We start from the raw sequence: 15364 nt of genomic DNA on the forward strand, positions 1-15364 counted from the left end.
TAACAAAATCCCTACAAAAGAAAGTAAACTTTTGTAGGGATTTTTATTAGAATAAACTCAACTGTTCCACGGGCAGTAACTGAAATGTTTTGCGGTGGTGCTTGGTGGCGCCGTGCTCGGCAATAGCTTTGCGGTGTTCGGGGGTGGGATAACCTTTGTTTTGTTGCCAATGGTACTCAGGGAATTGCTCGGCAAGGTCTTCCATATAGGCATCGCGGTAGGTTTTCGCAAGTATCGAAGCTGCCGCGATGGTTTGTATTTTGCCGTCGCCTTTCACCACACAAGCATAAGGTATTTTCTGGTAAGGCACAAACTTATTGCCGTCTACTGCAATAAATTCGGGGGTAGGAGAAAGCTGAGCAATAGCGCGGTGCATAGCCGTGATAGAAGCGCGGAGGATGTTTAGCTCGTCTATTTCGGCAGGGAGTACGTGACAAACAGCATAAGCTACTGCCTCACGCTCGATGATAGGTCGCAGGAGGTTGCGCTGTTTTTCGGTGAGTTGTTTAGAGTCGGTGAGGAGGTCGTTTTTGAAGTTGGGGGGTAATATCACGGCTGCCGCCGTTACGGGACCCGCCAAACAACCGCGTCCCGCCTCGTCAGTACCCGCTTCTAATGAAGAATGATAGAATAATTGCAACATAACTCATTACTTGTTATCTCTTACCTAAAATAAGCGTTGAGCAGTTCCCTCCAAAGCCAAAGGAGTTGGAAAGCACGTGCTGTATAGGTTTGTATTTCAGTTCGGTTTGTGGGCGGATAGGCACTTCTTCCATTGGAGTGCTGAAGTTGAGGTTAGGGAATACCACCCCGTGTTGTAAGGCTAAAATGCTAAATACCGCTTCTACTGCCGAAGCTACTGCCAAAGTATGCCCCGTAAAGGCTTTGGTAGAACTAAAATCGGGGACGTGCTCACCAAAGATACGCATTAAGGCGCGACTTTCGGAGAGATCGTTGTTTACGGTAGCGGTACCGTGTGCATTGATATAATCGATATCTTCAGGGGTTAATCCTGCTGTTTGTAGGGCTTTTTGCATTGCTAAAAACGCGCCTTCACCATCGGCGGAGGAGGCTGTTTGGTGATAAGCATCATTAGCATTGCCCCACCCTTTGATTTCTGCTAATATAGTAGCCCCGCGTTGTAGGGCATTTTCTTCAGTTTCCAATACCAAAAAAGCACCTGCTTCCCCTAAGTTTAAGCCCTTGCGATGTTGGTCGAAAGGAGTGCAGTCAGTATCGGAGAGAATCATCAGGGTATTAAAGCCATTGATAGTAAATTTAGAGAGGGCATCGGCACCACCGGCAATGAGGCAGTTGGCTCTGCCAGTACGAAGCAGGTTGATAGCTGTTATGATAGCATTTGCCGAAGAAGAGCAGGCAGTACTCACGCTGGTTACAACGCCTTTTATGCGTACATAATCGGCGATTTGGTGAGTTACCTCGCCTATGTTGTGAGTAGTGATATAGCGTCGCAGGGGTTCATCATCGCCATAGCGGAAGAAATAGTTTTCAGTCATATCCATACCCCCAACAGTAGATGCCATAATAAGTCCGCAGTGAGAGAGGTCTTTTTGGGTAAGACCAGCATTGGCAATCGCTTCTTGTAAGGCGATAATTCCTAAGAGAGAGGTGCGTGAATAGGCGTTCACTTCGGGTAATCGCAAAGCAGTAATAAGTTCAGCGTTCGTCCGTTTGATTTCGCCTACCTTGATGTGGTCGGCGTGAATGGTTTCTACATTTTCAATCTTGCTGATACCTGCCTGGCGATGAGTAAGGGCATAAAAATGCTCTCCGACAGTGTTACCTATCGAAGAGTTGATACCCATTCCCGTGATGACTACTTTTTTCGGCATTGCTATTTGGTGCGGTGAGCGGTGATGTAATCAGCCATTGTTTTCACCGATTGGAAGATTTCTTTCCCTTTTTTAGGGTCGTCTAAGCGGATACCGTAATTCTTGTCGAGTAGTACGATAAGTTCGAGAGCATCAATAGAGTCGAGGGCTAAGCCAGTGCCAAAAAGGGGCTCGTTTTCATTGATATCCTCAGGGGTTACTTCTTCTAAGTTGAGTACTTCAATAATTTTGTTCTTGAGTTCTAAAATAAGTGCGTCCATTATAAAAAGTTATTATTAGGGGGCAAAGATAGTGAAGAATTAGCAAATGAGCAAATTTGAAAATTAGCAAATTGTGCAATGAAGGTTATAAAGCATTTGTAATTCTGTTCTCTATGCTTTTAGCTAAAGAAACTATGGTTTCATCATAGTTTTGAGGTGTTTTTAAAATCTCGTTTAAATGATGCTTTATCTTCATTAATATTTCTGTTCCTATAGCACTATATCTTATACTATCGGATAATTGTGTTGCTATTTCAGTATGTCCTTTCTGCTTTAAAATGTTGATTAGAAGGTCAGTTTCTTTGTATAAATCCATAAATTCTTTATAAACGTGATGAAAAATAACTGATTGTTATTGTAAATAACTTAGCCAAAGTTAAAATTTAGGCTAAGTTTGTGATGCTACACATTTTCTAATCTGCTAATTAGCTAATTTTACTAATCTATTAAAGTTGCTATGGCTCTATAATCGCCCTCTAAGAACTCTACCCACGCCATTAGTACACTTTGGGCTTTGCCTTGGGCTAATAGAGCTTGGCTATACTGTTGTAGGAAAGGTTCAGCTTGCTCGTAGCTATCGAATACAAAAAAACTGTTTTCGGTTTTCAGCTGGTGGCGTATGCTTATCTCACCTAAACAGATGTTGGGTAGGGTGTAAACAAACACAGCGGGACTGGGGTAATATTCGTGTGGGTTCGAGATAGTAGCTTGATGTTTAAGGTCAGTATCGAGGCTGGCAGAACGATTGGCGAATACAAGGGCAACGCTATTTTTCTCCGACTGCGAAAACGGACGCAAGAGGACTTCGGCTGCTAAAAAAGCGAGCTTGCTGAGGTTATCCATTTTGAAGAACTTGGGATAATCCATTTGCAGGGCTTTGAGAGCTTTTTTGGAGAAATCGACGAAAGAAGTACTTTTATCGGAGAAAAGCACAGAGTCGTTGAGGGTTATGGTATTATTTTCTATCGTACAAGTTTTCATATTTTAAGTGATACTATATAAGGGAGCTCCTATGAGTTCAAAATCTTTCTTATTCAAGGTATAGATACTCATATCATAATAAATAGCAGTAGCTCCTATCAGTGTGTCGGCAACTTTTGAATGAGGTTTTTGGAAAACAAGTTTCATTGCGACGTTACAAATATCATCGTTGATATTAATTACTGGAATGCTATTTATTACTGTTTTTAGCTTCATTCGCTTAGCCCTTTCGATACCCTCATAGAAAGCGGGCCATTTCATCAATGGTTATCGTTATTTCTGCACTACTATTAAGAATATAACGGCTTATTACATTCGTATCGCAAATTACCTTTTTCATTTTATCGGATAGGGTCACAAGGAGCAATTAACCCTTTTTTATAAAGGTCGGCTCCCACTTTTTGGGCTTCTTTTATAAGAGTAGTTAGGTTTTCTTCTTGATGAGCGTCTTCTTTTTCTTCTTTTATAAGAGCAAAACCTATTTTTTTATTACCTACATCTAAGGTAGTTTGCTTTTTTTCTTTTCTAAAACATCTGTTCCCATAATATTCATTATTTTCTGCAAAGATACAAATATTTTGCTAATATACTAACGCGATTTGTAAACATTTCTTATGATATTTTGGAAATATCTAATCGTTAATCACTTTTATTGCTAATGCTGTGTTGCTTCCGCCGAAACCTGAGGCGGTTTTTAGGAGGTGTTTTACTTCTGTGTGTTGGGTTTGTTTTAGTACATTAATGGGCTGTGAAACGCCTAAGGTTTCATAATTCAGGCTCTTTAAGAGGATTTTATGGCGAGCAAATTCGATGGTGAGTACGGTTTCGAGCAAACCTGAAGTGCCTAAGGTATGACCGAAGTAACCTTTGTAGCTGTTTAAAGGAGGAGACAAGAGTCCGGCGCGCATAAAGGCATTACTCTCCATCTCGTCGTTATAAAGGGTGCCGGTGCCGTGAGCGTTGATGAGGTCTATTTGTTCAGGGCGTAACTTTGCCTCATCGAGGGCGTTTAGGACGCTTAAATAAAGCCCTTCGCCTGTGCGTGAAGGTCCTGAAATATGGTTGGCATCGTTGATAGAACTGCTACCCAAAAGTTCTGCTTTAGCGCCTGTTGCCTCACGGGTTACATAAGCCACTGCGGTAGCCTCGCCCAAGGTAATACCATCGCGTTGAGCATCATAAGGTCTGCAAGGTTGTGCACTCATCGCTTGAAAGGAATGAAAGCCCGAAAGCACAAATTCGCTTATCTCATCGCCTGCTAATACTATGGCATTATCGTAAGCATCGGCTTTTAGGAGTCTATCGGCTACCGAGAGTGCCATTGCTCCTGAGACACAAGCGTTGGAAACGACTATGGGAGTAGTGGTTAACCCTATGGCATTAGCCATTTTTTGAGCCAAAGTTGAAAGCAGAGGAGCGCTATCGCCATTGGCAAGCGCTGAAATATTGCCTTTGGTAGAGGAAAGGATAAGAGCGGTTCGAGGGGTGATTCTGATTTTATGGAAAATAGGTGCTATCGCCAAGAGCAGAAGCTTTTCTAAACGTGAAAAGTCATTGCGTTCTACCACCTGCTGAAATCGGCTTTCTATAGCTCCGTCGCCAATCTTAGAAAGGCAAACATCGGTGAGCTGTCCGTACATAGGATAACGGGCAATAGCTGAGCGTTCGCGCAGTAACAAACGGGCGGTGGTAGGGAGGTCGAAGCCTAAAGGGGTTACTATATTATAATGCTGGATATACATTTTTGGTGGCAGGAGCCTTACAAACTTTTGATATAAAATGCAAAGATACGACGTAATTAGCAAATTAGCAAGTCGTAGTACGATAAGGGTTGAAAATTAGGAGCGAGGCCTTAGGTCATAGGCACTAGGCACTAGGAATTGCGACGTAAAAGCGACAGGCAGAGAAAATGAGAAAATGGGGTGTGAGGTTGTATTAGAGGAATGAGGCTGTGCCTCAGAAATCAAACAAAATTTAAACAAAATCAAGGCTACGGGCTACGCCTTGTAAACTAGCGGAGGTTTTGTCAGATTATTCAACTTTACCAAAGGTGCGAGCCGCACAGGCAGTGTGAGCCACACAGGCAAATTTTGGCAAAGTGTATACCCCTAAAAGTGATACATCTGAGGGAGCGGAAGGAAACGAAGATTTTCAGAAGGAGACTAAGGGGATTTTTGGTGAAAAAAGGGTGTAAGAAGGGTGGGGTTAGCTTATAGAGAGCTTATAGGAAGCTTATACGAATCTTGGACGATTGGTATAGAAAGGGTATATAAGTGATTGACTCATAATATAATACAACAAGGCTAAAAATGGAAAAAACGGGGTTTCGAGGCGAAAGAAAGAGGAAGAGGTGATAGGCCTTAGGGCATAGGCAATAGGAGGGAGTGTGACGGAAAATCAAAAGGAACCTCCCCCTTCTCACATACTCCGCTCTCGCGGACTTCCTTAATGAGGGGGAATGTAGGGGCGGGAAAGGAAAGAAATGACGAGGAACGAATGACGAATGACGAGGGTAATAGGGGAGAGTGTAATACAAACATCCCCCTAACCCCCTTCGAAGGGGGAATGTAAAGACGGAAAAAGTATCAAGGGCTTTCCAAAAGAATGGGGGTGTAGTGATGTTTTCTTCTGTTTGTCAATTATCGAAAATGAACTTTTTGCCATCTTCGGCTAAAAAGACGTTGTTAAAGACTTCTTGTGCTTCCTGCTTGAAGAGATTGACATCGGGATATCGAGAGGAATAGTGCCCTAAAATGAGGGCATCGGCGTGGGCATTCTTAGCTGTGAGTCCTGCTTGATAGGCGGTAGAGTGCATTGTTTTAACTGCGAGTTCTTCGTTTATCTTTAAAAAGGTAGATTCGTGATACACGACTCTTGCACCTTGTATTTCGGTAGACAAAGCTTCGAAATAAAGAGTATCACTACAATAGGCATAGCTTTGCGGGCGGTGAGGGTCGAAGGTGAGTTCGGTATTGGCAATAGTTTTGCCGTTTTCTAATGTTATATCTTTGCCATTTTTGATGTTCTGATAGTCGCATGTTTGTATCTCGGGATACTCAGCAATTGCGTCGATATTTAGACGACGTTCGCCTTCTTTTTCTTGAAAGAGAAAACCATTGGTATAGACGCGGTGTTGCAACGGAATGGTGCGCACGAACACTTTGTCGTCTTCGTATAAGAGTTCGGAGGTTTTGGAAGATAGCTCGTGAAAATACAAGGGGAAAGGGGTATAAGCACCGCCGAGTTTGAGGATGAGCAAAACGGCTTCTTTGATGCCCTTAGGACCGTAGATGTGCATTTCGGCTTCGCGACCGAGGAGTTGGAAAGTAGAGATGAGTCCGAAGAGTCCGTAGAAATGGTCGCCGTGGAGGTGAGAGATGAAGATGTGCTTGATGCGGGAGAACTTAGCATTGACATTGCGGAGAGCGATTTGGGTAGCCTCTCCACAATCGATGAGGAACAGATGACCGCGCATTTCGAGCAGTTGAGCCGAAGGACGGGCATTGGAGCGAGGAGTCGCACTGTGACAACCTAAGATAGTTACTTCCATAAGTCGCGTTCTATTTCGTCGAGTTCAATAAGGTCGTACGCCTCTTGGAGGGTAGGAGCGATATGCAGGAGGAGTTCAAAATCTTCGAGCGCTAAGGCACGTTGCACCACCACCACTGATTTGTGATGTTGCTGATTGTGCTGTTGGGCAAAGACGACGAGTGGTTTGAGGTCTTTCTTTAACCAGTGTTCCTCTTCGGGCAGGGTAATGATGATGTGCTGTTTTTTAAGGGTTTCGTTGGTATTAAAATCGGCTATCCAAGAGGGGAGTTGCGTTTTAGTGAGAGTAATTACAGTAGTTTCTTTCATTGAGTAATATTTAGATTGTTAGATTATCATAACTTTCTTCTACTTTTTCAGATTTAGGAATAAAAGCAGTTTTGCGTATATTTCCTATAGGGTAATGTATTTCCTCATAGGCTTCAACAAGGTCAGTGAGAATCATCAACTCTATGTAATCGGGGTCATTTTCGTGAGTATCATCATTTACAACCTGCAAGAGCTCGTCGATACGCTTCATTATAGCGTTGTATTGTAGTTCATTTTTTATCATAATGTTATACTTTATTTATTTTTTCGATTTTATCATATTCTTTATGAGTGCCTATAAAACGGATATATACTATTTTGGGGACAAAAAGAATAAGAACAACCAATCTAAAGTGGTTTCCTTTGATATTGAAAACAAATCTGCCATTTCCTACAGCATCTACACTGTTAAAGTCGTTTTTAATATCTGCAAAACAAGACCATTCTGCCGAGATAGCTTTTTTATACCAGTCTTCTAAAGGGATTTTTGCTCCAGGATGCAATGTATAAAAATCAACTATAGCTTTCTTAGCGATGATTCTCATTTTAATCGGTTGTAAATTTAAGGCAAAGTTATGAATAATATTTAAAATACAAAATAATCTTTTCAAATAAATACTCTAGAAGGTTGTAGCACGTACAGGTAATAAAAAACTTTGCCAAAATTTGAAACTTTGGCAAAGTTGTATAATATGTAGTTCGTACTAATTAATAATATCGAAGCCTGTGTATTTTCTGAGAACTTCGGGTACTACAATACCATTGGGGGTTTGATAGTTTTCTAAAATGCCAGCTAATACGCGCGGAAGGGCAAGAGAACTACCGTTGAGGGTATGTGCTAAGCGGTTTTTACCGTCGGCGTCCTTGAAACGCAATTTAAGACGGTTGGCTTGGAAGGTTTCGAAATTAGACACTGAGCTTATCTCTAACCACTTTTCTTGAGCGGTGGAATATACCTCGAAATCGTAAGTAATTGCTGAGGTAAAGCCTAAATCGCCACCACAAAGGCGCAAGATATGGTAAGGGAGTTTCAACTCATTGAGAATGCCTTTTACGTGTTCTATCATTCCTTCGAGTGCTTTATAAGAGCGGTCGGGGTGTTCAATGCGTACAATCTCCACCTTGTCGAACTGATGCAAGCGGTTGAGCCCGCGTACGTGAGCGCCATAGCTACCGGCTTCACGACGGAAGCAAGGCGTATAGGCGGTACAGCAGATAGGCAAATCGCTTTCGTTGAGCAAAGTATCGCGGAAAATATTGGTTACAGGCACCTCAGCGGTAGGGATAAGGTAGAGGTTATCTACCCCTACGTGGTACATCTGTCCTTCTTTATCGGGTAACTGACCGGTACCATAGCCTGAGGCTTCGTTTACTACGTGAGGCACTTGGTATTCGTTATAGCCTGCTTCGGTGTTTTTGTCGAGGAAGTAGGTAATGAGAGCGCGTTGCAGTTTTGCTCCTTTGCCTTTGTACACAGGAAAGCCTGCACCGGTGAGCTTTACGCCTAACTCGAAATCGATGAGGTCGTACTTCTTGGCGAGTTCCCAGTGAGGAAGAGCGTCTTTACCTAAGTCAGGAATAGTGCCCGCCTCGAATACCACTACATTGTCGGCTTCGGAAGTACCTTCGGGCACTAACTCATTAGGGATATTAGGCACGCGGTAGAGCAAATCGTTAAGCTCCTCTACGGTAGTGTTGAGAGTATCGGTAAGGGTTTTGATATCTTCTTTAAGGGTAGCAGTTTGCTCTTTAAGGGTATTAGCTTTATCGGTTTCACCTGCTTTGAAGAGGTTGCCTATTTCCTTAGAAAGGTTGTTGGATTTCGCCAGTGTTTCATCTAATGAAAGCTGAGTGCTACGGCGTTTTTCGTCTAAGGCGATAATATCGTCTATGAGAGACAACTCTTTAAAGTTGCGCTTTTTAAGACCGGAGAGCACGCGGTCTTTTTCTTCTCTAATAGTGTTTAGTTGTAACATATCTTTTCAATTGACAATTGACAATTAAGAATTAACAAGGGAGGAGAGTGTAGTATTTTCAACTTTGCCAAAGTTTCGAGCCACACGAGCAAGAAACTTTGGTAAAGTGTGTGACAACCCAATTACAAAGCAGTTGCAAAGGCAATGAGACCGAAAATGATACCTGGAGCATTGGCAAGAGCTACGGGTATATCGCGTTTGGGCTTTTTGAGCAGTCCGTAAGTGACCCACAAGGCACAGTTAATAGCAGCTACCAAGGGCTGAATAGGATTGCCTGGTTTACCGTTGAGATTATCGTGAATCTGTGGTATGTAGGATACATACATACCAATGGCAGTAGCAGTAGCTACCCAACTGAGAATAGTAAAGAATTTCCCGTTCTCCATATATAATTATTTTTTAAGTTTATATACTATGATAAATTTGTAAATAGATAATTGCTCGTGCGACTAACATCATTACTCCGTAGGTGATAAGAAAGCAGTCTTATCAGCAATTTTTTGAGCAAAGGAGGCTATGGAGTTCTCGCTAAGTTCTCGCATAAAATTATCTCTGAAAGGCTGTACGGAAGCGTGTAACGGACAGGGTTTCTCTGATGAACACTCTTTGAAGCCCATCGCACAGGCGATAAACTTATCGGCTTCACCTATTTGCTCTACAACGGTCATTAAAGGAGCTTGTTTTTCCTCATCGGAGAGCCAAAAGCCTCCCCCAGGTCCTTTGTTGGAGCTAATTACCTTTTTGCGGGCTAAAGTTTGCAATATTTTTGCCAAAAAGGGCGTAGGAATATGTAGCGCTTCTGCCACGTCTTTGGGCGCTATTCTATGGCTTGCCGACGAGTGTATGGCAAGGTATATTACTGCATTGATGGCATACTTGCTGGAATTGGATAACATATTCGTTCGTTTTTAATTATGAGTTCTTATCTATTTGTCGACTGATGACTAATTTCTGTATTTCGGTTGTTCCCTCGCCTATGGTACACAATTTGGAGTCACGGAAGAATTTTTCGACTGGAAAATCTTTCGTATAACCATAACCGCCGTGAATTTGAATGGCTTCGGTAGCGACACGCACACACACTTCGGAGGCGTACATCTTTGCCATCGCCCCCGATAGGGTTACGCGCTGACCGTTGTTCTTTTGGAAAGCCGATTTGTGCAAGAGCAGTTCGGAAGCTTCTATTTCGGTAGCCATATCGGCGAGTTTGAAACCAACGGCTTGTAGGTCGATGAGGCGTTTACCGAATTGCATACGTTCTTTGGCGTATTTGAGGGAGGCTTCGTAAGCGCCTTTGGCAATACCCAAAGAAAGAGCACCGATAGAAATACGTCCGCCGTCTAATATCTTCATTGCTTGAATAAAGCCGTCGCCTACTTCACCCAAACGATTGGCATCGGGAATACGACAATCTTGAAATATCATTTCGGCGGTTTCGCTGGCGCGCATACCAAGTTTGTTTTCTTTTTTACCACTGCTAAAACCCTTCGTACCGCGTTCCACTACAAAGGCTGTGATGGCGTGTTTGTTACCCTTCTCGCCGGTACGAGCAATGACTACGGCTATCTGTCCTGTTTTGCCGTGAGTAATAAAGTTTTTAGTACCGTTCAGTATCCACTCATCGCCGTCTTTTACAGCCGTAGTAGCCATACCTCCGGAATCAGAACCGGTATTGTGTTCGGTAATGCCCCAAGCGCCTATCCATTCACCTGAAGCCAATTTGGGCAACCAGCGTTGTTTTTGCTGTTCGCTACCAAAGCTAAGGATATGATTGGTACAAAGAGAGTTGTGAGCTGCTATTGAGAGCCCTATAGAAGGGTCGACTTTTGAGATTTCTTCCACAATCGCGATATAATCGTGGTAGTCGAGACCTGAGCCACCGTAGGCTTCGGGTACTAAAACGCCCATAAAGCCAAGTTCGCCTGCTTTGCGGAATACCTCCACAGGAAATTCCTGACTTTCGTCCCATTCCATCACGTGTGGACGGATATATTTTTCGGCAAACTCTTTAGCCGCATCGGCTACCATTCGTTGTGTTTCAGAATAGTTAAAATTCATTCGTTATATGCTTATTCTAATACCAAGGGGCAAAGATATAAAATAATTACGAATTACGAATTACGAATTACGTTTTTTTTAATCAGAGGGTGAAAAGAAGAGTGTTAATTGTCAGAGAAGTGTTATTCAATAAAAATGGTGCATAGTGGCAATAAGATTGAAGAAAAAATGTTAAAGTTTGTTATATGGCTGCATTTTTTTCAGTATTAAACAAGGAAAATACTTTTAGGTATTTTATACCATAAAACATATTAATCGGCTGTAAAACAAATAAATAAGTGTTTTACGTTTTCTGAAGAACAAGCGAACCTACACCGAAGGTAAAGCGAAGCTAAGACGAACCTAAGACGAAGGAAAGACGAAGGAAGGACGTTAGTTAGTTGAATTTCAATTGGTAAAAAGAGGGAGTTTACTTATTGAAAAAAAAGTGTTAAAGAAGAACGAAATTCTTTTTAATTATCTTGAAGGCTACTGTTCGATATAGAGATACAACTGCAATCGGGCGATGCGTTGTTTATCAAAACCCTCTATTTGCAAAAGGTCATCAAAGGATTTGAGCGTACCGAGCTCGGAACGCAAGCCTACTATCTTCTTGCCTTCTCCGTATTTCACATAAGGAATTTTGCTGAGTTCGTACATATTGAGAGTATTGATGTCCTTCTTCTCAATCACGGGTGTTGTTTGTACCTCAAAGCGCTCGGCTACTCGTTCGTATACTTCCTTTTCGAGTCCGTAGACTTCCGCCACTTGGTTGATATAGGTAAAGCCGTGCAATTTGTTGCGGTATTTCAAGATGCGATTAGAAAAGCCTTCGCCTATACCGTAGATTTTCATCAGTTCTTCGGCAGTTGCGGTGTTGATATCTTGTTTGGGGTAGTGTTTTTGGGGGTATTTTTCATAGATATAAGAAGAAGTTCTGCGGTTTTTCACCCATTCGGGGAACTTAAAAGAAGGGGCTATTTTGTGCAGAAGACTGTCAGGCACACCGGTTACTTGTTGGAACTCTTCGGCAGAATTGACATACTTATTCTGTGCGCGAAAAGCTTGCAAGCGGTCGATTTGCTCTGGAGTGAGTCCGAGTTTGAAGCCTTTGTAGTCTGTAATAAAATTGGGATTGAAAGGGTAAATGGTATCTTTTTTAGGCAAGGAAACAAGAGCTCTTAGCGAGTCCATCTCCCGTTGAAGTACAGTAGTTTCAGTAGGGGCGAAAGTGCGGTTAAAACTGAGATTACGAAAGGCAAATTGTAGTACTATGATAAGCAATAGCAAAAAAAGGACACCTCGGGTTTGTTGGCGGTTCATCGGTTTTAGGAGATAGGGTTTGGAAGATTAGAGTCGTTGTTTGAGAGCTTCGTACAAGAAAACAGCACAAGCTACCGAAACGTTTAGCGAACTGATATCGCCTACCATTGGCAATTTGGCTTTGCTATCTACTACTTTGAGTACTGCTGGCGATACCCCGACGTCTTCCGCCCCCATCACAATAGCGGTAGGTACCGTAAAGTCTTCGGCGTATAGCAATTGACTAGTCTTTTCGGTTGCTGCCACTACCCTAATGCCACTGCCTTGCAGGTAGTAGACCGCATCTACAAGGTTTTCGACCTTGCAGATAGGCACGCGAAACACAGCTCCAGCCGAGGTTTTGACAGTATCGGCGGTGATACTCACACTGCCACGCTTAGGAATGATAATCCCCGAAACACCTGTACACTCTGCCGTGCGGATAATCGCACCAAAGTTGCGCACATCAGAAAGGTGGTCTAACACAAGGAAAAGTGGTGTCGCTCCGCTTTCGGTAACTGAGATTACCAAATCCTCAAAGTTGTGATAATCTACGGGGGAGAGGTTCGCCACTACCCCTTGGTGGTTTTTCTTGGTAAGGCGGTTCAGTTTCTCAACGGGCACATACTGCACGGGCACTTGGGCTTCTTGCAGTAGAGGCATTAGCTCTCTAAACAAACTACCTTGTAAGCCTTTTTGCAAGAAGACTTTATCGATGGTTTTACCTGCTTTGAGAGCTTCTATCAGGGCACGAATGCCGTATATTTGGGATTCTTGTTCTTGCATATTATAAGAAGTTAACTACACATTATTAGAACCAGTCATAGTTTTGTCTATTTTCTTTTTTAAATATGAAGCTTTATATGCACTATCGTAAAATATAAGATGAATAAAAAAAATAAAAATACAGAAATTGTATAACCTAAAATTTTAAATACTAAATCTCTTTCTGAGGAGTATTCATTAAGAAAAATAATTAAACAAAAAACAATTGGTGAAAAAATAAGAATTCCCCACAAAATAAATTTAAGTATTGCTTCTTGCCAATAATTGATATTAACTTTTATATTCCCATTTTCATCTTCTACCAAATATGGAAATATTTTCCTATAATAATCAAAAGTATATTTACCACCAATCTCTTTCTTAAACTTTATTAGTTTTTGAGCAAAAGCATAATTAGTTTTAATACCTGTAAGTCTATAAAAAATAATTTCAAATTCTATCTCTTTAAAATCATTTAATCCTTTCTCTTTTAAAAGATTAAATAATTCCGTTTCTTTTTCAATATCTTTTAATCTTCTATTGGTAGATTTATCCCAAAGACTAAGTATAAGTTCTGCTATTTTCTCCATACTCAAAGTTATTAATATCAATCAATAATTGAATTAACCTACTGATTATAAACATTCATCAGTTCTATTCAAAAAAGGGAAAGGACACTACTCAAAGGTAACAATATAATATAAATCAGTAAGAACTATTTTTCAACTATTGATCCATTTTAGTAATATTAAAAACACAACGCAAAGATAATATATTTTTATCAAAAAAGTCAATATTATACTTAGCTAAATGTATTTAGCACTAAAAGTATAAAAAACACTATCAGTGACCAAAATAAGCTATTCAAACTTTTATTGTAAAATAAAAATTTCTCATCTGCTATTTTTGAATTTATATATATTTGATTATTAATATCTTTTAAAAAGTCTTCTTGTGTTTCATTATCAACTTCTTTTTGAAAATCCTCAAACTCCTTTTTTGCTATTAGTCCAAAAAATATATTGGAATCTTTTGTGTTTGGCTCTACTCTTGCTTTTAAAGTTTTGAATATATAATAAAAAGTAGAACACAATAAAACAAAAAATGCCAAACAAATAATCATCCTAAAAAAATGAATAACATCTGAAAAAGAACCTCCTGTACACTCAAAATGAAGTATTTTATAAAAATCAAAACCTGAGGTAAATAAAATTGTTATTGCAACACCATAAAAAGTCAATACAAAAGAGATTTTGGTATCACAGTTAGAAATCCATTGAGTTACCATTTCTAACCTCTTAATTGCTATGTCTATTTTTATTCCCATTCCCATTCTAAATCTGCTCCGTATATTTTTGTTGAACTATTTTTTATATTTATACCTTGTTCCTTAAAAAGATCTCTAATACTTGGAGATAAATGATCATAAACATTCTTTGTTATAAGTATTGGAGGTATTGCTTGTTTTTCTTTTTTTAAATCTAAAATCTTTTCTCTAGAAAAATAAAAGTTTCCTTTTTCCGATTCAAATTTATTAAAAAATTCTTCATAATTCATCCTTTTTTCTACTGAAGGTGCACTCCCTAAAAAACCCTCATAACTTACACACACAAGATCTATTTCTTTATTTGCTATATCGGTTAACCTTGAAGCTATATTTGCAGGGTTTCCAATCCAAACTAAATTCTTATTCTCTACATTATTATCTCCCAGTCGTATTATACCTACTTTTATAACTCTCATTTTACCATAGTCAATGCCTATCCCGCATCTAAAATCAACATCGCTAAAAACCTCATTCATAATTTCTGAAATATGGTTAATAGATGCAGCACATTCGACTGCATTTTCAGCACAATTTTCTGTAGGAAATACAATCATTACTCTATCTCCTATTATATTTCTGACTTCTCCCGAATGATATTGTGCTATCTTTAACATTGACTTAGTAAAAGCAGTATATATCTTCCCCATCGTATTAGAAGAATGTTTTTCATTCAATTGTACAGAGTTTCTTATATCTACAAACAAAACACAAGTTTCTATCTCTTTACCTTTTTTATCTTTACCTTTTTCAAAGGTAAGAACAGTATCCCCTCTTGATGGAACTTCTTTAGCGCTTGTATAACTAAACCCTAAATTTCTTACATCCTTTATATCTAACTCAATTTCAGATAATTTATCTTTTATATTCATCCCTTTTTTATTTGAATCATCCATAAAATCATCACCAAAGATTTCTTCTAAAGAAATATCTTCTGTATTTTTCATTCTTTCAATTAATCTACTTTGTATAGTTATCATATTTATATGTTATTTTATAATTTTCGGC

Annotated in this window: 20 protein-coding genes; all 20 read right to left on the minus strand. The window is 40.2% G+C overall.

Features of this window, described 5'->3' with window-relative positions:
• Positions 1-46 precede the first annotated feature (46 nt).
• Entirely contained in the window at positions 47-643 is a 597-nt protein-coding gene (locus tag C3V44_RS09455) for a ribonuclease HII (RefSeq protein ID WP_106096290.1), read from the minus strand.
• Between the two features lie 13 nt (positions 644-656).
• Positions 657-1853, minus strand: a complete 1197-nt coding sequence (locus C3V44_RS09460; protein WP_106096291.1) for a beta-ketoacyl synthase — start codon at positions 1851-1853, stop codon at positions 657-659.
• A gap of 2 nt (positions 1854-1855) precedes the next feature.
• On the minus strand, positions 1856-2113 hold the full coding sequence (locus C3V44_RS09465; protein ID WP_106096292.1) for a phosphopantetheine-binding protein: 258 nt from the start codon (positions 2111-2113) through the stop codon (positions 1856-1858).
• Between the two features lie 85 nt (positions 2114-2198).
• Entirely contained in the window at positions 2199-2429 is a 231-nt protein-coding gene (locus C3V44_RS09470) for a hypothetical protein (RefSeq protein ID WP_106096293.1), read from the minus strand.
• 122 nt (positions 2430-2551) lie between these two features.
• Positions 2552-3094, minus strand: a complete 543-nt coding sequence (locus C3V44_RS09475; protein ID WP_106096294.1) for a 3-oxoacyl-ACP synthase — start codon at positions 3092-3094, stop codon at positions 2552-2554.
• A 3-nt stretch (positions 3095-3097) separates the two neighbouring features.
• Positions 3098-3355: a hypothetical protein gene (locus C3V44_RS09480; protein WP_009419485.1), complete on the minus strand. Its 258-nt coding sequence runs from the start codon at positions 3353-3355 to the stop codon at positions 3098-3100.
• A 371-nt stretch (positions 3356-3726) separates the two neighbouring features.
• On the minus strand, positions 3727-4836 hold the full coding sequence (locus tag C3V44_RS09490; protein WP_106096295.1) for a beta-ketoacyl synthase N-terminal-like domain-containing protein: 1110 nt from the start codon (positions 4834-4836) through the stop codon (positions 3727-3729).
• An 893-nt stretch (positions 4837-5729) separates the two neighbouring features.
• Complete coding sequence (locus C3V44_RS09495; RefSeq protein WP_106096296.1) at positions 5730-6644, minus strand: ribonuclease Z; 915 nt, start codon at positions 6642-6644, stop codon at positions 5730-5732.
• The gene (locus C3V44_RS09500; protein WP_016478139.1) at positions 6635-6952 is read right to left on the minus strand and encodes a hypothetical protein; all 318 of its coding nucleotides are present in this window, start codon (positions 6950-6952) and stop codon (positions 6635-6637) included. The genes C3V44_RS09495 and C3V44_RS09500 overlap by 10 nt, the downstream gene beginning before the upstream one ends.
• 10 nt (positions 6953-6962) lie before the next feature.
• Complete coding sequence (locus tag C3V44_RS09505; RefSeq protein ID WP_106096297.1) at positions 6963-7196, minus strand: XRE family transcriptional regulator; 234 nt, start codon at positions 7194-7196, stop codon at positions 6963-6965.
• 4 nt (positions 7197-7200) lie between these two features.
• A complete protein-coding gene (locus tag C3V44_RS09510; protein WP_009410971.1) occupies positions 7201-7497 on the minus strand; it encodes a type II toxin-antitoxin system HigB family toxin in 297 nt (98 codons plus the stop codon).
• 159 nt (positions 7498-7656) lie between these two features.
• The gene (gene serS, locus C3V44_RS09515; protein WP_106096298.1) at positions 7657-8928 is read right to left on the minus strand and encodes a serine--tRNA ligase; all 1272 of its coding nucleotides are present in this window, start codon (positions 8926-8928) and stop codon (positions 7657-7659) included.
• A gap of 122 nt (positions 8929-9050) precedes the next feature.
• A complete protein-coding gene (locus tag C3V44_RS09520; protein ID WP_002674323.1) occupies positions 9051-9314 on the minus strand; it encodes a SemiSWEET family transporter in 264 nt (87 codons plus the stop codon).
• A gap of 72 nt (positions 9315-9386) precedes the next feature.
• The gene (locus C3V44_RS09525) at positions 9387-9824 is read right to left on the minus strand and encodes an Rrf2 family transcriptional regulator (protein ID WP_009419476.1); all 438 of its coding nucleotides are present in this window, start codon (positions 9822-9824) and stop codon (positions 9387-9389) included.
• A gap of 16 nt (positions 9825-9840) precedes the next feature.
• Positions 9841-10986: an acyl-CoA dehydrogenase family protein gene (locus C3V44_RS09530; RefSeq protein ID WP_015781992.1), complete on the minus strand. Its 1146-nt coding sequence runs from the start codon at positions 10984-10986 to the stop codon at positions 9841-9843.
• A 468-nt stretch (positions 10987-11454) separates the two neighbouring features.
• On the minus strand, positions 11455-12288 hold the full coding sequence (locus C3V44_RS09535; protein WP_106096299.1) for a helix-hairpin-helix domain-containing protein: 834 nt from the start codon (positions 12286-12288) through the stop codon (positions 11455-11457).
• A gap of 27 nt (positions 12289-12315) precedes the next feature.
• Positions 12316-13053 (minus strand): 23S rRNA (guanosine(2251)-2'-O)-methyltransferase RlmB, encoded by a 738-nt coding sequence (gene rlmB, locus C3V44_RS09540; protein ID WP_106096300.1) that lies wholly within the window; start codon positions 13051-13053, stop codon positions 12316-12318.
• Between the two features lie 59 nt (positions 13054-13112).
• Positions 13113-13622 (minus strand): hypothetical protein, encoded by a 510-nt coding sequence (locus C3V44_RS09545; RefSeq protein ID WP_106096301.1) that lies wholly within the window; start codon positions 13620-13622, stop codon positions 13113-13115.
• 212 nt (positions 13623-13834) lie between these two features.
• The gene (locus C3V44_RS09550) at positions 13835-14359 is read right to left on the minus strand and encodes a hypothetical protein (protein ID WP_164996613.1); all 525 of its coding nucleotides are present in this window, start codon (positions 14357-14359) and stop codon (positions 13835-13837) included.
• The gene (locus C3V44_RS09555) at positions 14350-15303 is read right to left on the minus strand and encodes an adenylate/guanylate cyclase domain-containing protein (RefSeq protein ID WP_164996614.1); all 954 of its coding nucleotides are present in this window, start codon (positions 15301-15303) and stop codon (positions 14350-14352) included. The genes C3V44_RS09550 and C3V44_RS09555 overlap by 10 nt, the downstream gene beginning before the upstream one ends.
• Between the last annotated feature and the right edge of the window lie 61 nt (positions 15304-15364).

Source organism: Capnocytophaga sp. oral taxon 864, from assembly GCF_002998835.1.
In the GTDB taxonomy this organism is placed as follows: Bacteria; Bacteroidota; Bacteroidia; order Flavobacteriales; family Flavobacteriaceae; genus Capnocytophaga; species Capnocytophaga ochracea.